This window comes from Streptomyces sp. NBC_01335 (assembly GCF_035953295.1).
Taxonomy (GTDB): Bacteria; Actinomycetota; Actinomycetes; order Streptomycetales; family Streptomycetaceae; genus Streptomyces.
The window spans coordinates 4,842,157-4,857,295 of sequence record NZ_CP108370.1 but is presented as its reverse complement, the minus strand read 5'-3'; the positions used below and the strand labels follow the sequence as shown (position 1 = coordinate 4,857,295).

The 15,139-nt window shown below is 71.2% G+C and carries 14 protein-coding genes, 1 pseudogene and 1 riboswitch; of the genes and pseudogenes, 5 read left to right on the top strand and 10 right to left on the bottom strand.

The window, feature by feature from the left end; genetic code table 11:
- Positions 1-305 precede the first annotated feature (305 nt).
- Entirely contained in the window at positions 306-1,688 is a 1,383-nt protein-coding gene (locus OG599_RS20970; protein WP_327177511.1) for an NAD(P)/FAD-dependent oxidoreductase, read from the bottom strand.
- Positions 1,689-2,263: 575 nt separating this feature from the next.
- Between OG599_RS20970 and OG599_RS20965 the strand changes: the two are divergent.
- A pseudogene (locus tag OG599_RS20965) lies at positions 2,264-2,527 on the top strand (type II toxin-antitoxin system Phd/YefM family antitoxin); the annotation flags it as partial.
- Positions 2,528-2,682: 155 nt separating this feature from the next.
- Here OG599_RS20965 and OG599_RS20960 read toward each other — a convergent pair.
- On the bottom strand, positions 2,683-4,047 hold the full coding sequence (locus OG599_RS20960) for a family 43 glycosylhydrolase (RefSeq protein WP_327177510.1): 1,365 nt from the start codon (positions 4,045-4,047) through the stop codon (positions 2,683-2,685).
- A gap of 447 nt (positions 4,048-4,494) precedes the next feature.
- On the opposite strand from OG599_RS20960, the gene OG599_RS20955 reads away from it, so the two are divergent.
- The 4 genes from OG599_RS20955 to OG599_RS20940 all read left to right on the top strand — a co-directional run bounded on the left by OG599_RS20955 (position 4,495) and on the right by OG599_RS20940 (position 6,358).
- Positions 4,495-5,064: an NADPH-dependent FMN reductase gene (locus OG599_RS20955; protein WP_327177509.1), complete on the top strand. Its 570-nt coding sequence runs from the start codon at positions 4,495-4,497 to the stop codon at positions 5,062-5,064.
- Positions 5,065-5,300: 236 nt separating this feature from the next.
- The gene (locus OG599_RS20950; RefSeq protein ID WP_327177508.1) at positions 5,301-5,570 is read left to right on the top strand and encodes a type II toxin-antitoxin system Phd/YefM family antitoxin; all 270 of its coding nucleotides are present in this window, start codon (positions 5,301-5,303) and stop codon (positions 5,568-5,570) included.
- A gap of 249 nt (positions 5,571-5,819) precedes the next feature.
- Entirely contained in the window at positions 5,820-6,092 is a 273-nt protein-coding gene (locus tag OG599_RS20945) for a type II toxin-antitoxin system Phd/YefM family antitoxin (protein ID WP_327177507.1), read from the top strand.
- Positions 6,089-6,358 carry a type II toxin-antitoxin system RelE family toxin gene (locus tag OG599_RS20940; RefSeq protein ID WP_327177506.1) on the top strand — a complete coding sequence of 90 codons (270 nt, stop codon included), beginning with the start codon at positions 6,089-6,091 and terminating at the stop codon, positions 6,356-6,358. The genes OG599_RS20945 and OG599_RS20940 overlap by 4 nt, the downstream gene beginning before the upstream one ends.
- A gap of 55 nt (positions 6,359-6,413) precedes the next feature.
- On the opposite strand, the gene OG599_RS20935 is transcribed toward OG599_RS20940, so the two are convergent.
- From OG599_RS20935 to OG599_RS20900, 8 genes are all read right to left on the bottom strand, one after another.
- Positions 6,414-7,382, bottom strand: coding sequence for a Ppx/GppA phosphatase family protein (locus OG599_RS20935; RefSeq protein ID WP_327177505.1), 969 nt, complete (start codon positions 7,380-7,382; stop codon positions 6,414-6,416).
- Positions 7,379-7,924: a DUF501 domain-containing protein gene (locus OG599_RS20930; protein ID WP_327177504.1), complete on the bottom strand. Its 546-nt coding sequence runs from the start codon at positions 7,922-7,924 to the stop codon at positions 7,379-7,381. Before OG599_RS20930 ends, OG599_RS20935 begins: the two co-directional genes overlap by 4 nt.
- A gap of 128 nt (positions 7,925-8,052) precedes the next feature.
- Positions 8,053-8,544 carry an FtsB family cell division protein gene (locus OG599_RS20925; RefSeq protein WP_327177503.1) on the bottom strand — a complete coding sequence of 164 codons (492 nt, stop codon included), beginning with the start codon at positions 8,542-8,544 and terminating at the stop codon, positions 8,053-8,055.
- Positions 8,545-8,638: 94 nt separating this feature from the next.
- On the bottom strand, positions 8,639-9,925 hold the full coding sequence (gene eno / locus OG599_RS20920; protein ID WP_266708104.1) for a phosphopyruvate hydratase: 1,287 nt from the start codon (positions 9,923-9,925) through the stop codon (positions 8,639-8,641).
- A gap of 349 nt (positions 9,926-10,274) precedes the next feature.
- A complete protein-coding gene (locus OG599_RS20915; RefSeq protein ID WP_327177502.1) occupies positions 10,275-11,015 on the bottom strand; it encodes a transglycosylase family protein in 741 nt (246 codons plus the stop codon).
- Between the two features lie 3 nt (positions 11,016-11,018).
- A riboswitch (cyclic di-AMP (ydaO/yuaA leader) is annotated at positions 11,019-11,201 on the bottom strand.
- A gap of 289 nt (positions 11,202-11,490) precedes the next feature.
- Positions 11,491-12,591: a transglycosylase family protein gene (locus OG599_RS20910; protein ID WP_327177501.1), complete on the bottom strand. Its 1,101-nt coding sequence runs from the start codon at positions 12,589-12,591 to the stop codon at positions 11,491-11,493.
- A gap of 106 nt (positions 12,592-12,697) precedes the next feature.
- The gene (locus OG599_RS20905) at positions 12,698-14,140 is read right to left on the bottom strand and encodes a cytochrome P450 (protein ID WP_327177500.1); all 1,443 of its coding nucleotides are present in this window, start codon (positions 14,138-14,140) and stop codon (positions 12,698-12,700) included.
- Positions 14,133-15,116, bottom strand: coding sequence for a nucleoside triphosphate pyrophosphohydrolase (locus OG599_RS20900; protein ID WP_327177499.1), 984 nt, complete (start codon positions 15,114-15,116; stop codon positions 14,133-14,135). The genes OG599_RS20905 and OG599_RS20900 overlap by 8 nt, the downstream gene beginning before the upstream one ends.
- Positions 15,117-15,139: the final 23 nt, after the last annotated feature.

Genomic DNA, 15,139 nt, shown 5'->3' with positions numbered 1-15,139 from the left:
CTGGGCAATGCTTGGGCAAAATACATGTAGTCACCAAGTATCCGTCGTCGTCGGTACCCCTTTCGGAGTCGCGATTCCCCTCGGGGCACGTACGCGACCTCAAGCCCGCCCGGAAGCCCGCCCGCGCACGCCGAAGGGGCCGCCCGCACCACGGATGGCGGACGGCCCCTTCGGGTCGTACAGGTCGTACAAGGTCTTGCAGGTCGTACAAGGTCATGCAGTCGTGCACGTCACGCATGTCGTGCACGTGCCGGAGGCTCCGCGGTGGGCGGAGCCGACGCGCCCTCGCGGGCGTGCCGCCGGGGTCAGGCCTTGGCCTTCTCGCCCTCGGGCTTCGCGGCGGCGGGAGCCGGAGCCGGCTTGGCCGCCTCGTAGAACTCCTCGCGCGGCGTCTCCATGGCACCCAGGGAGACGACCTCGCGCTTGAGGAACATCGCGAGGGTCCAGTCGGCGAAGACGCGGATCTTGCGGTTGAACGTCGGCATCGCCATGCCGTGGTAGCCGCGGTGCATGTACCAGGCGAGACGGCCCTTGAGCTTGATCTTCACCTTGCCCATGACGATCATCGCGACGCCCTTGTGCAGGCCGAGACCGGCGACCGCACCCTTGTTGGCGTGGCTGTACTCCTTCTGCGGGAAGCCCCGCATGCCGGAGACCACGTTGTCGCCGAGGACCTTGGCCTGACGCAGCGCGTGCTGGGCGTTCGGCGGGCACCAGGCGTTCGGGTTGCCGGCGCGGCGGCCGACCATGTCCGGGACCTGGGCGTTGTCGCCGGCGGCCCAGATGTAGTCGGTGCCCTGGACCTGGAGCTTCTCGCTGGTGTCCACGTGGCCGCGGGGGCCGAGCGGCAGACCGAAGCGGGAGAGCGCCGGGTTCGGCTTCACACCGGCGGTCCACACGATGGTGCTGGAGTCGACCTCAAGGCCGTTCTTCAGCACGACGTGGCCGTCGACGCAGCTGTCCATGGAGGTGGAGAGGTAGATCTCCACACCGCGGGACTCCAGGTGCTCCTTGCCGTAGGCGCCCAGCTTCGGGCCGACCTCGGGAAGGATCTTGTCGGCGGCGTCGACGAGAACGAAGCGCATGTCCTCGCGCTTGACGTTCGTGTAGTACTTGGCCGCGTCCCGGGCCATGTCCTCGACCTCACCGACGGTCTCCGCACCGGCGAAGCCACCGCCGACGAAGACGAAGGTCAGCGCCTTGCGGCGGATCTCCTCGTCGGTCGTGGAGTCAGCCTTGTCCAGCTGCTCCAGGACGTGGTTGCGCAGGCCGATGGCCTCCTCGATGCCCTTCATGCCGATGCCCTGCTCGGCGAGGCCGGGGATCGGGAAGGTGCGGGAGACCGCGCCCATCGCGATGACGAGGTAGTCGAAGGGCAGCTCGTAGGCCTCGCCGACGATCGGCGCGACCGTGGCGACCTTGCGCTCCTGGTCGATGGTCGTCACACGACCGGTGAGAACCTCAGCCTTGGGCAGCACGCGTCGCAAGGGGACGACGACATGCCGAGGCGAGATGCTGCCTGCGGCAGCTTCGGGGAGGAAGGGCTGGTACGTCATGTACGAGCGCGGGTCGACGACCGTGACGGTCGCCTCTCCGTAGCGCATCTTCTTGAGAATGCGTCGAGCTGCGTACAGGCCTACGTACCCACCGCCTACAACGAGGATCCTGGGACGCTCCGTGGTGCTCATGCAATCGAGTATCCACCCCACCCCGGGGGGTACCTCGTGAGCCCCTTCACAAGGTTGTGGGCCCCCTCTGCTACACTGCGCGGCCCACGTGACCCAGGTCATGGTCAACAAGGGGAACCACCACCTCCCGGCGAACGTTGTTCACCGCCTGTGAGCTGGCCCTCGGCGCCGGAACGACGACCCTCCGCGCCCCTTTTCACCCCCTCCGTCCAACCCGCGCGCACCGCGCGGGGGACACCCGCGCGTAGCGCACAAAACGTACGCACAGGCCCATTCGAACCCCTGAGAGCGAAGAACTTGGCCCGTGCGGACCGAATTCCTTGTGAAGAAGTTCACGAAGGTGGCCGCGACGCCCTCCCGGACGACCCCTCCGGGCCCCCTCGCCGCCCACCGGGAGACCCCGTCGAGCATCAGAAGTGCAGGCCGGGCCGCATGTGAGCGCGCGAATTCCGGGAGGTGAGGTTGCACGCCGGGAGGGTCCCGGGCGGGGTCGCGGGCCGGTCCGACGGGCGGGCCGGCGAGTGGGTCGGCAGCCGGACGCGCGGACCCGCACCGGGTGCGCACACACTGGACATATGACCACAAGGAGAACCGTGACGGTCCAGGAGGCCCGCGCGAACCCCGCCGCCCCCATCGACCACGCCGAGCAGGGCGAACCCACGGTGATCACACGCGACGGCACCCCGGTGGCCGCCGTGGTGCCGATCGCGGACTTCGAGGCCCTGGAGGAGGCGGCCGACGTGCTCGACATGGAGGCGGTGCTGTCCGGAGTCGACCCCACCACGACCGTGGCCGAGCTGCTGACGGACGTCCTCGGGGACCACTCGGGGGCGGCGGAGGAGGACGACGGGGCCGAGGAAGAGGGCGGGGCCGGGGAAGAGAACGGGGCCGGGGAAGAGGGCGGGGCCGGGGACGGCAAGTACTGAGTACGGCAGCCCGCGCGGGTTGCCGTACCCATCCGCGCTCTCCTCGGTCGCGGCGCCGGACGTACAGCTCAGTCGCGGCGCCGGACGTACAGCCGGTTGCCCTGGGGACCGGTCCACTCCACCTGGACGACCCCGGGCACGGCGGCGTCGCCGAGGCGGGAGGCGTTGGACCAGTAGCCGAGGTTGGGGTTCCTGAAGAAGGTCGCCCACAGCTGCCCGCGGTGGTCCTCGAAGAAGTTGTTGTGGCCGGCGCCGACGCCGACGGTCCAGCGCTGCGAGTACGGCCCCTCGAAGGTGTCGGAGACGGCGGCGACGGCGTCGTACTGGTACTGGACGCGTCCGGCGGCGGCGGTGTCGTACCCCTGGCGGGTGGTGCCGTCGGCGTTGACCGAGGTCCGGTCCCAGGCGGCCTGGAGGAGGTAGTACTTGCCGCCGTACTTGAACACGTAGGCGCCTTCGAGGTACGGCTCGGGCGCGTAGGGCGTCTGGCGGAACGCCGGGAGGCCCGTCGCGGGGACGATGTCCTCCATGTCGTCACGGAACTTGGCGTACAGGTTGTTGTGCAGCACCAGCCAGGCGTCGTCGCCTTCGGAGTAGAGGCTGCCGTCGATGTGGTGGTAGGCGCCGGGCGCGATGAAGGCGGGCCCGCCGATGAAGGAGTCCCCGAACGGCTTGTCGAGGTTGCCCTCGATCAGCCGGTACGGGCCCTCGACGCCGCCCTCGCTGACGAGCAGGAACGAGCCGACCTTCTTGGAGTGGTCGCCCATGCAGGCGACGATGTACCACGTGCCCCCGAAGCGGTGCACCTCCGGCGCCCAGGCTTCGCCGCGCTTGCCGAACTGGTCGTCGTACCAGTACTCCTGCCAGGGGGCGACGACCGTGCGGCCGGGCCGGTTCTCCTCCACGAACTCGGGCGACCACACCTTGCCCTTCTCCGCGCCGGGGCGGATACCGGTCGTGTCCGCCAGCTTCCAGGGCCCCTTGAGGTCGCGCGCGGTCCACACGAAGATGCCGTCGTTCCAGGGCCCGGCGACGTCGAGGCCCGGCACCCGGGTGGTGCCCGTGGCGACGTAGAGCGGACGGCCGTCCACGACGAAGCAGTTGACGTAGGTGTCGCGCATCCACACCCGCCCGAGCTCCTCGTCGCGGGGCCGCAACTCCAGGGGCAGCACGAAGGAGTTGTCCTCCCTCGGCCAGAGGTCCTCGCGGGTGTCGGCGACGCCGTAGGGCGCGGCACCGGGCCAGTTCGCCGGGTACCGCCCCCGCCCCCGGCCACCGGACGCCTCCGGTACGGGACGGGCGGACGGGGTGGCCTGCGCGGCCGGTACGGCTTGTGCGGCCGCTGCGGGCAGGGCCACCGCCGCCCCCACTCCGGCGGCTCCGGCCAGCAGGGCCCGGCGTCCGACGGGCGTTCGGTTCTCGTGGCTGGTCATCGGTCAGCTCTCCTTCGTCGTGGGTACGGGCGCCGGGCGCGGGCATCGCGTGCCGAGTGACGCCGCTCGACGGACCCAAGTACGGGACCACTGCCGGGCGTTCGTCCCGGCGGCACGGCACGCGGACAGGCGCGACGGTGCCGCGGCCGTCGGCAGCCGCAGGGCAACGCCCGCTACAGGTAAGGAACGTGAGAGGTCAGCGCGAACCCGGACAGTCGGCCCACCCGTGGCACGGCACGCCCGTACGGGGTGCCGCACCTCGCTCGGAGCGAGTCGGCGGACTGACCTCGGATGGCATACAGCCAGCATGGGAAGCCCCGATGATCTACGTCAAGGGGTCGACGATTTAATCCGGATGCCCCGCACGGTGAACCCGCTCCCGGCCTGGCTCAGGGCCCGGCCGGTCGGACACGCCTTCCGAAGCCCGGCCGCCGGTAGCGTGGGCGGATGTCCACACCCCCTGTGATCCTCCTGCTGTCCGGAAGCCTGCGGGCCGGTTCCTCCAACGAGTCCGTACTGCGTACCGCACAGGCCGTGGCGCCGCCGCCGCTGCGCACGGTCCGCTACGACGGCCTGGCGAAGCTTCCGCACTTCAACCCCGACGAGGACACCGATCCGCTGCCGGCCCCCGTGGCCGAACTGCGCGCGGCGATCGCCGGGGCGGCGGCGGTACTGATCTGCACTCCGGAGTACGCCGGCACCCTGCCCGGCTCGTTCAAGAACCTGCTCGACTGGACGGTCGGCGGTACGGAGATCTGCGACAAGCCCGCGGCCTGGGTGAACGCCGCCGCCCCCGGCCGGGGCCAGGGCGCGGAGGCCACCCTGCGGAGCGTGCTGGGCTACACGGGCGCCCTGATCGTGGAGGAGGCGTGCGCGAGGATTCCGGTGGGCCCTGGGTCGGCCGGCGCGGACGGCATCCTCACCGATCCGGCGGCGCGCGAGCGGATCGGCCAGGTGCTCGGGCTGCTGGCGGGAGCCGCCGGAGGGGCGGAGGAGCCGGGGCAGGAGCAGCGGTAGGGCCCCCTGAACCGATCGCCGTACGCCCTTCACCCGACGGCGAGTTGGGACGCACCGTCACGAGAGCGGCCGTCCCGGCCACAGACCCGCGCCCGATCCCCTCGCGCACGTCCCCGGTGGACCGGTGCGGACTGGGGGCGTGGGCGGGGGCCACGACGAGGGCCCCAGCCCACCGGGCCACTTCCGACACGCGCGACCGGTGTCCCCAAGCTCTCCAGGATGAGGACGGGACGAGGATGAAGACGTCTGTGACCGTGAGCGAAGCCCGTGTCCACCTCGCGCGTTGCATCGATCGCGCCGAGCGGGAGAACCCCACGGTCCTCACCCGCAACGGTGTACCCGTCGCGGCCATCGTGTCGATCACCGACTTCGAAGCACTGGAAGCAGCGGCCGACGCACGGCTGGCCCGGGAGGCGGAAGCGGTACTGGCCCGGGGCGGCCCGACCGTGACCATCGCCGAACTGTCGGCGGACCTCTTCGCCGACCGCCCCGAGCGCACCGCGTGAACCGAGCGCGCCGATTCTCGACGGCGCGCCACCCCGGCCCGTCCCCCACCCACGAGCGGCCCACCCCGAGCCCCGGGGTGGGCCGCCTCCGCGTGCGTACGAGGCGCGCACAAGCCTTGTACCAGGCCCGTACGACTTGCCTGGGAGAGCGCCCTCAGGCAGCCGAGAGGGCGATCCCGTCGAGCATCGCTCCCAAAGTGCGCTTCACTCGACTCGGCATGTGTACACGGTTACGCGTACACTTTTCTCATGACTGAGACGACCGCGACCGTGCGAGAAGCCCGCGCCCACCTTGCGGACCACATCAATCGCGCCGAGGAGGGCACGCCCACGGTGATCACCCGCAACGGGGAGCCCGTTGCCGCTGTGGTCCCGATCTCCGACTTCTACGCGCTGGAGGAAGCCGCGGACGTCCTGCTGGCTCGGGAAGCGGAAGCGGTCCTGGCCCAGGGCGGCCCGACCGTGACCATGGCCGAGCTGCTGGCCGATCTGTTCACCGAACACTCCGAAGGCGCGGCGTGAAGTACGCGTTCCGGTTCACCGCCACGGCGCAGCGGCAACTCCGTGCCATCGACCGGCCTGCCGCCATGCGCATCCTGGCCGCGCTGACCGCGCTCGGCGAAGACCCGTACCGCGAGGACGCCGACGTCAAGAAACTTGTCGGCTCCTCAGGTCTCTACCGTCTCCGGGTCGGGAACTACCGGGTCGCCTACCAGATCGAGAACGACGAACTGGTGATCCTCGTCGTCAAGGTCGGCGACCGGCGCGACGTCTACCGCAGCATCTGAGACAGCGGCCGGGCCCGGGAGCACCATGCCCCCGAACCCGGCCCCACTCAGCAGATCATTCGCCGCCGAGCGTCGCCGCACCGAGGGCGATCCCGTCCAGGATGTCGTGCTCGCTGACCACGATCTCCCGGGCCCCCGTCCGGCGCATCAGGGCCTGGAGGATCAGGGCTCCGGAGGCGATGACGTCGACCCGGCCGGGGTGCATCGCGGGGATCGCGGCGCGGTCGGCGTGGGTGGAGGCGAGCAGGCGGGTGGTGATCTCCTCCACGCGGGCGAGGGAGATCCGGGAGTGGTGGATGGCCTCGGAGTCGTACTCCTTCAGGTCCAGCGCGATGGCGGCGATGGTGGTGACCGTGCCGGCGAGGCCGACGAGGGTGGTGGCCTCGGTCAGCGGGACGGTCTCGGCGGCGAGGTCGAGGGCCGCGTCGATGTCGGCGCGGATCGCGGCGATCCCGGCCTCGGTCGGCGGGTCGATCTTCGCGCCGTCCTGGACGAGGTGGCGCTCCGTCATACGGACGCAGCCGATGTCGACCGAGCGGGCGGCGCGGACCGTCTCGTCGCCGAGGACGAACTCGGTGGAGCCGCCGCCGATGTCGACCACGAGATACGGGGAGGCGAAGCCGTGACCGCTGTCGCCGTGCAGCTCCTTGGTGGCGCCGTCGAAGGAGAGCTGGGCCTCCTGGTCGCCGGTGATCACCTCGGGCTCGACGCCCAGGATCTCGTGGACGCCGCGGACGAAGTCGGCGCTGTTCTCGGCGTCGCGGGAGGCGGAGGTGGCGACGAAGCGGATCTTCTCGGCGCCCAGCTCCTCGATGGCCCCGGCGTACTCGCGGCAGGCGGCGAACGTACGCTCCAGGGCCTCGGGGGCGAGGCGGCCGGTGCGGTCGACGTCCTGGCCGAGGCGGACGATCCGCATCCGGCGGTCCAGCTCGGTGAAGCCACCGGTGGCGGGGTCGATGTCGGCGACGAGCAGCCGGATGGAGTTGGTGCCGCAGTCGACGGCCGCGACCCGGGTGGTGGTCACGCGGACTCCTCGGCGGGCTTCTCGGGGGTGCACGGCGTCACGCAGGGGCCCTTGGCCCACCACTCGGGGAGCATGGCGATGGCTTCGTCGCCGAGCGGGTTCACGCCGGGTCCTGCGGCCAGCGAGTGGCCGACGAGGACGTGCAGGCACTTCACCCGGTCCGGCATGCCGCCGGCGCTGGGGAAGCCTTCGAGGACCTCGATGGCGTCGCGGCGGGCGATGTAGTCCTCGTGCGCGGCGCGGTAGGAGGCGGCGAGCTCCGGGTCGGTGCCCAGACGCTCGGTCATCTCCTTCATGACGCCGTTCGCCTCCAGCGTGCCGATCGCGGAGGCGGCACGCGGGCACGTCAGGTAGTACGTCGTCGGGAACGGCGTGCCGTCCTCCAGACGGGGCTGGGTCTCCACCACGTCCGGGTTGCCGCAGGGGCAGCGGTGCGCGATGGCGCGCAGCCCGCGCGGCGGCCGTCCGAGCTGCTGCTCGAACGCGGCGATGTCCGCGTCGGTGGGCGGAGTGGATTCGGTCTGCGGAGGGGGCGTGTCCATGCCTGCCTTGGTTCTGCTCGGAGGTGCTGCTGTGGAGTGCGGTGCGCCGCGGGGTACGCCGAAAGGCGCCGTTCCGTACGGACCAGTGTGCCTGCCGGACCAGTGTGCCCGGCCGCGCGGGGCGGGGCTCAGTCGCCGTCGGAGTCGCTGCCGGAGCCGTCCGCGCTGTCCACGCCGTCCCAGAGGTTCGAGTCCCAGGCCCGGCCGCCGGCGCCGGGTTCGCCCCGGTCGTCGCCCGCCGCGCCGGGGTCGACCACGGTGTAGCCGGTCTCGCCGGGGAGTACGTAGTGGAGGTGCTCGCGGGCGAGGCGGCGGATGTACGCGTCGTCCTGGAGGCGGGCCTTCTCGTCCCGCAGCTCCTCGGCGCGCTTCCCGGCGTCCTGGAGCGTCCGCTCCTGGTCGGCGATCTCCTCGCGCTGGGAGACGTACTGCCGCATGGGGTACGCCAGCGCCACGATCAGGGTGCAGACGATCAGGGCCAGGAACGCGGCGCGGCCGGTGAGCCGGGAGCGGTGGGCCTGGCGGCGGTTCTGGGAGCGGTAGACGCGGGCCGCCGTCTGCTCGCCGAGCAGCCGCAGCCTGGTCGCGGTGGAGAACCGGTCGCGGTCCTTCACGGCCATGTTCATGCCTCCCCGTCACGCACGTCCGTCCCCGCACACGGTACGGGACCGAGTGCGGGGACGGACGGAGGCTGGTGCCCTCACGGGCAGTGGATCAGCCCTTGAAGCGGGGGAACGCCGAGCGGCCGGCGTACACCGCGGCGTCGTCGAGGATCTCCTCGATGCGCAGCAGCTGGTTGTACTTGGCGACGCGGTCCGAGCGGGCCGGGGCGCCGGTCTTGATCTGGCCGCAGTTCACGGCGACGGCGAGGTCGGCGATGGTGACGTCCTCGGTCTCACCGGAACGGTGGGACATCATGCACTTGAAGCCGTTGCGCTGGGCGAGCTCGACGGCGTCGAGGGTCTCGGTCAGCGAACCGATCTGGTTGACCTTGACGAGCAGGGCGTTGGCCGAGCCCTCCTCGATGCCGCGGGCGAGGCGCTCGGGGTTGGTCACGAAGAGGTCGTCGCCGACGATCTGCACCTTGGTGCCGAGCTTGTCGGTGATGACCTTCCAGCCGGCCCAGTCGTCCTCGTACAGCGGGTCCTCGATGGAGACCAGCGGGTACGCGGAGACGAGCTCCTCGTAGTACTCGGTCATCTCGGCGGCCGAGCGGGACTTGCCCTCGAACTCGTACTTGCCGTCCTTGTAGAACTCGGACGCGGCGACGTCGAGCGCGAGCGCGATGTCGCGGCCGGGGACGAAGCCGGCCTCCTTGATGGCCTCGACGATGAGGTCGAGGGCGGCGCGGTTGGACTCGAGGTTCGGGGCGAAGCCGCCCTCGTCGCCGAGACCGGTGGAGAGGCCCTTGGTCTTGAGGACCTTCTTCAGCGTGTGGTACGTCTCGGCACCCCAGCGAAGGGCCTCGGAGAAGGACTCCGCGCCGATCGGGGCGATCATGAACTCCTGGATGTCGACGTTGGAGTCGGCGTGCGACCCACCGTTGAGGATGTTCATCATCGGAACGGGCAGCAGGTGCGCGTTCGGGCCGCCGAGGTAGCGGAAGAGCGGGAGGTCGGCAGCCTCGGAGGCGGCGTGGGCCACGGCGAGCGAGACGCCGAGGATGGCGTTGGCGCCGAGCGAGCCCTTGTTCTCCGTGGCGTCCAGGTCGCACATCGCCTGGTCGATCAGGCGCTGCTCGGTGGCGTCGTAGCCGACGAGCTCCGGGCCGATCTGCTCGATGACGGCGAGGACGGCCTTCTCGACACCCTTGCCCAGGTAGCGCTTGGGGTCACCGTCGCGAAGCTCGACGGCCTCGAAAGCGCCGGTGGAGGCGCCGGACGGAACGGCAGCACGGCCCGTGCTGCCGTCGTCGAGACCAACTTCGACCTCGACCGTGGGGTTACCCCGCGAGTCGAGGATTTCCCGGGCTACGACGACGTCGATGGACGGCACGAGCATCTCCTTCTGGGATGTGACGCTGACTGTGCGGGGCTCTTGAGCCTTGCGACTAGAGCCTAACCGGACACAGGACATCGGCCAGCCGACCGTCCGTCCAGTGACACGGCGAGCCTACACATTGTTTCCGTACGGAACATAACGTGTGGCGATACGGAGCCCGGCGGTCTGCCGTACGCCCGGGGAAGGAGGCTCCTCCTTCCCCTCTTCAGGGATCGGCTTCCCCTGCCCGAAGGCCGGGGCGCTCCGGGAAAAGGCCCTGGCCCGGCGTGCGGGGGGAGTGCGCGCCGGGCCAGGGAGTGGGAAAGAGGTGCCGCCGGACACCCCTGTTCCGGGGAGGAGAGGTTCGTGACTACTTCAGGTGGAGCTGCTGACCCGGGAAGATGAGGTCGGCGTCGTCGACGATGTCGTGGTTCAGCTTGAACAGCTTCTGCCAGCCGCCCTTGACGCCCTGCTTCTCGGCGATGGTGCTGAGGGTGTCGCCGGTGACGACCTTGTACTCGCCGTCGCCCTTCTCGACCTTGTCGCCGGTGGGCGTGGTGACGGTCTCGGACTTCTCGGCGGCGGGGCGCTCCTCGCTGCGGGAGGCGGCCTGCGAGTCGGTGGAGCGGTCCGGCGTCGCCGTGGAGGCGCTGTCGTCGGTCGCGGTCGATCCGGCGCTCGCGGAGGTGTCGGCGCTCGCGGAGGAGGAGCCCGTGTCGACGCCCGGGTCCACACCGTCGTTGGTGAGGTTGCCGGCACCGGCGCAGGACCAGGCGCCCGGACCCTGGAGGTCGAGGAGCACCTCGGCGGTGGCGATCTGCTGCTCCTTGGTGGCCAGGTCGGCGCGGGGAGCGTACTTCGTACCGCCGGCGGCGGCCCAGCTGGACTGCGAGAACTGGAGGCCACCGTAGTAACCGTTGCCGGTGTTGATGGACCAGTTGCCACCGGACTCGCACTGGGCGACGGCGTCCCAGGTGGAGACGGAGGCGGCGGAGGCGTTGGTGGCGCCCATCAGCGGAAGGGCGATGGCGGCACCGGCGACGCCGGCGAGCGTGGCCACACGGACGGCCTTGGACGAGCGGCGGTGCTTACCCTTGCTGGACAGCAGCATGGAAGATCTCCTCACCGACGCCTACGAGGTGAGCTGTCGGGTTCGGGCCAATGAGTTGCCCGGCCACACGTCCTTGCGTGTGGCTTCACCCCAAGCTGGTCCCGGCCCGCCCGTCGTTTCCGACGGGCCGTCCGATTCCGGCGGCTTACCTGGGTCCCCCGCTCCTGCCTACGGCGCTTTCGCGTCTGTTCCCTTCGACCGACGGCAGGATTCGGCGTGACGGTCGACGGGGCCCGCGGTGCGAGCGGCTCTGACCGTAAACAGAGCGAACCCCCACATTCAATGATGGACATATCAGACAATCAGACCTTACTGGCCACGCCTGAATAACCGTTTCCGCAGGTCAAAGCGGACATCCCCGAACCCCCGTGACCGCGACACGCCGAAACAGCGAAGAGACCCATGTCTCACTTTCGCAAAAGTGGACATAGGCCCCTTAACTGCCCCTCTTTTCGGGCGGTTTTCCCGAATTTGATCAGTTGACGGGGGCGGTCTCCGTCGTGTCGGGCACGGTCTCCGGCGTGTCGGAAGCGGTCCCGGTCGCCGCAGAAGCGGACGACGACGTTCCGGTGGCCGTCTGCGTGGACAGGTCGAGCTCCTGGCCGGGCAGGATCAGGTCGGGGTCGGAGCCGATCACGTCCTCGTTGGCCTGATAGAGCTCGGTCCAGCCGTCCGACAGGTGCTGCGCGTCGGCGATCGCCCAGAGGTTGTCCCCGGACTGCACCGTGTACGTCCCGTCCGTGGCGAGCGCCGCGTCGTCGCGTGCGTCGCTGTCGCCGCGCGAGGCGTGCCGGCCGGTGTCGCGCGAGGCGTCGGCGGCGGCCTCGTCCGGGTCGGGTGTCCCGCGGTGCTTGCCGCCGGTCGCGGTGTCGCCGGTCGCCGCGTCCGTCGCGCCGTCGGTCGTACCGGCCGACGCGCCGCCCTTCGCCCCGCTCTTGCCGGGCGTGGTGCTGCCCGGGGTGGCCGAGCCGGAGGGCGAGGGGGTGACGGAGGCGTCGGGGCCCGGCGTGGCGCTGCTCCCGGTCGAGCCCGTCGAATCGGTCGAGCCCGTCGCGCCGGAGGTGCCGGTCGAGCCCGAGGTGCCCGTCGACTCCGTGGTGCCGGTCGAGGCGGGCGCGCCGTCCGCGTCCGGGATCGTGCCGGCCGAGGCGCCCGCGTCGGCGGCGGAGACGGACCCCGGGTCGACGCCGATGAGCGAGCCGACGGGCGCGAGACCGGAGATGACCGCGCACCCGGGCCACGCCTGCGGGCCCTTGGCGTCGAGCACCTTCTCCGCCACGGCTATCTGCTGGGTGCGGCTGGCGAGGTCCGCGCGCTGCGCGTAGTCCGTACCGCCGTAGGCGGCCCAGGTCTCCTGGGAGAACTGCAGTCCGCCGTAGTAGCCGTTGCCGAAGTCGGCGCTCCAGGTGCCGCCGCTCTCGCATTCGGCGACCTTGTCCCAGGTGTTCGCGTCCGCGGCGCCGGCGCTGCCCGCGGCGAGGAGCGGAATCGCGAGGGCGGAGCCTGTCACGCCGGCTGCGACGACGATGGCGGGTGCCTGGCGAGGGCGGCGGTGTCTGCCGTTCGCGGAGCCCATGGGAGTGCCTTCCGTGTGACTGACGGGTGAACTGATGCGTCGAACCGTGAACCTAGCGGGACTCGAACGTGTGTCACAAGTCGATGCCTCGCAGATCACGTGAACATCACAGTGTTGACGGAGCGTCACTTTTGCCGAGCGCCGGCCTCGGTGTGAACTCCACCGGAAGGGTGCGCAGTCCACGCATGATGAGCCCTCCACGCCACCGCAAATCGGCGGTTTCCCCCGCAAGACGCAGGTCAGGAAGGCGCTTCAGCAGGGTCGCGAGGGCGGTCCGGCCTTCCAGCCGGGCGAGCGGCGCACCCACGCAGTAGTGGATGCCGTGGCCGTAGCCGAGGTGCTGATTGTCACGCCGCGCGAGGTCGAGCCGGTCGGGGTCCTCGAAGCGCGCGGGGTCGCGGTCGGCCGCGGCGAGCACCACGAGTACGGGGTCGCCGGCCGCGATCTCCTCGCCGCCGATGGCCAGTGGTTCGGTGGCGTACCGCCAGGTGGCCAGCTCCACCGGGCCGTCGAAGCGGAGCAGTTCCTCGATGCCGGTGGCGAGCAGCTCCTCCTCCCCCGCCGCCAGGGACGCTTCGAGGCGGGCGCGCTCCTCGGGGTGGCGGAGCAGGGAGTAGGTGCCGTTGCCGATGAGGTTGACGGTGGTTTCGAAACCCGCGAAGAGAAGGATGAAGGCCATGGCGGCGGCCTCGTTCTCCGTGAGGTGCTCGCCGTGGTCGCTGGTCCGGATGAGTTCGGAGATCAGGTCGTCGCCCGGGTTCTCCCGCTTGCGGTGGATGAGTTCGGCGAGGTAGGCGCGCATCCGCTTCACCGAGCGCGCCACTCCGCCGCGCGGTCCGCCGCCGTGGCGGATCATCATCCCCGCCCAGTCCCGGAAGTCGTCCTGGTCCTCCTCGGGCACTCCGAGCAGGTCGCAGATGGCGTAGATGGGGAGCGGGAACGCGAAGTCGTGGATGAGGTCGGCGGTGCCCCCGGCCGCGAACCGGTCGATGAGCCGGTCCGTCAGCTCCTGCACGCGGGGCGCGAACTCCGCGACCCGGCGCGGGGTGAACGCCTTCGACACGAGCCGGCGCAGCCGGGTGTGGTCGGGCGGGTCGATGTTGAGCAGATGGGTCATCAGCTCGGCCTTGCGCTCCCCCGGGATCCCGGTCTTCCCCTTGGCGTGTGCCGACCCGGCGTGGTGGACCGGGTTCTTGGAGAGCCGGTTGTCGGCGAGCGCCTGCCGCGCGTCGGCGTACCGGGTGACCAGCCAGGCCTCGACCCCGCTGGGCAGCGTGGTGCGGTGCACCGGGCTGTGCTCCCGGAGCCAGGCGTACGCCGGGTACGGGTCGGTGGCGAACTCCCAGGTGAAGAGTTCGGGGGCGGCGGGCGCGCCGTGCGCGGGGCAGCCGGCGGGGGCAGGGCCACCGGGCTCGGGCGTGGGCAGGCGGTCGGGCACGCCTTCCGGCTCGCGCGCGGGCTCGCGCGCGGGCTCGCGCGCGGGCTCGTGCTCAGGCTCACGCGCGGGCTCGTGCTCTGCGGGGCCTTCGTCCACCGGCCGGTCACTCATCGACGGTGTCCGGGGTGCTGACGCCCTCCGCCGCGAGGATCGCGTCGCGGTAGGCGCGGGCCGCCGCGCGCAGGGCGGCTTCGGGGTCGACGCCGTCGGCCTCGGCGCGGACGGCGAGGGCGAGCAGCTCGTAGCCGAGGGTGTCGCCGGTGGGCGGGGCGACGTCCACCTCCGACCCTCGGACCCGGCCGGCGAGCTTCGCCGCGAGGGCCAGCGCGGGCTGACCGAGCGGGATGCCCTCGGTGACCGAGTCGCGTTGCTTCTCGACCGCCTTGGTGCGCAGCCAGTGCGCGCGGACGTCGTCGGGGGTCGCGGCGGTCGCGTCGCCGAAGATGTGCGGGTGGCGGCGGATCAGCTTCTCCACCAGCCCGCCCGCCACGTCGTCGACGGAGAAGGGGGCCTCCGTGTCCTCCTCGGAGATCCGCGCGTGGAAGACGACCTGGAGCAGGACGTCCCCGAGCTCCTCGCGGAGTTCGTCGCGGTCGCCGTCCTCGATCGCCTCGACCAGTTCGTACGTCTCCTCGATGGCGTACTTGGCGAGGCCCCGGTGGGTCATCCGCGAGGTCCACGGGCAGTCCCGCCGGATCACGTCCATGACCTGGACGAGGTCGAGCAGCCGGGCGCCCGGCAGGTCGTACGAGCCGGGGAGCAGCTCCAGGTCCGGCATCCGCACCCGGCCGGAGCCGCCGAGGCGGGCGAGCCCGTCGGTGAGCCGCTGGTCGCCCTCCCCGCCGACCAGCACCACCACGGTCCGGTCGCCGGCGCAGGCGTCGACCAGTTCCTCGGCGGTCGGCTCGGTGTTCTCGACGGTGACGCCCGCCTCGCGCAGATACGGCAGCTGCACGTGGTCGGGGGTACCGCACAGCACGCGGTCGGCGGTGCGCAGCGTCTGCCAGGCGGGCCAGGACAGCAGTCCCGGAGCGACTCGGTGGCTGGCGGTGAGGAGGACGACCCGGCCGGGTGCTTCAGCGTTCACCCGTCGAACCTACCCCGGCGGTG

Coding starts and splice junctions, on each gene's coding strand:
- OG599_RS20905 (WP_327177500.1), bottom strand. CDS start 14,140: ATGAGTGACCGGCCGGTGGACGAAGGCCCCGCAGAGCACGAGCCCGCG.
- OG599_RS20955 (WP_327177509.1), top strand. CDS start 4,495: ATGTCCACACCCCCTGTGATCCTCCTGCTGTCCGGAAGCCTGCGGGCC.
- OG599_RS20930 (WP_327177504.1), bottom strand. CDS start 7,924: ATGGACACGCCCCCTCCGCAGACCGAATCCACTCCGCCCACCGACGCG.
- OG599_RS20945 (WP_327177507.1), top strand. CDS start 5,820: ATGACTGAGACGACCGCGACCGTGCGAGAAGCCCGCGCCCACCTTGCG.
- OG599_RS20970 (WP_327177511.1), bottom strand. CDS start 1,688: ATGAGCACCACGGAGCGTCCCAGGATCCTCGTTGTAGGCGGTGGGTAC.
- OG599_RS20925 (WP_327177503.1), bottom strand. CDS start 8,544: ATGGCCGTGAAGGACCGCGACCGGTTCTCCACCGCGACCAGGCTGCGG.
- OG599_RS20910 (WP_327177501.1), bottom strand. CDS start 12,591: ATGGGCTCCGCGAACGGCAGACACCGCCGCCCTCGCCAGGCACCCGCC.
- OG599_RS20960 (WP_327177510.1), bottom strand. CDS start 4,047: ATGACCAGCCACGAGAACCGAACGCCCGTCGGACGCCGGGCCCTGCTG.
- OG599_RS20950 (WP_327177508.1), top strand. CDS start 5,301: ATGAAGACGTCTGTGACCGTGAGCGAAGCCCGTGTCCACCTCGCGCGT.
- eno (WP_266708104.1), bottom strand. CDS start 9,925: ATGCTCGTGCCGTCCATCGACGTCGTCGTAGCCCGGGAAATCCTCGAC.
- OG599_RS20915 (WP_327177502.1), bottom strand. CDS start 11,015: ATGCTGCTGTCCAGCAAGGGTAAGCACCGCCGCTCGTCCAAGGCCGTC.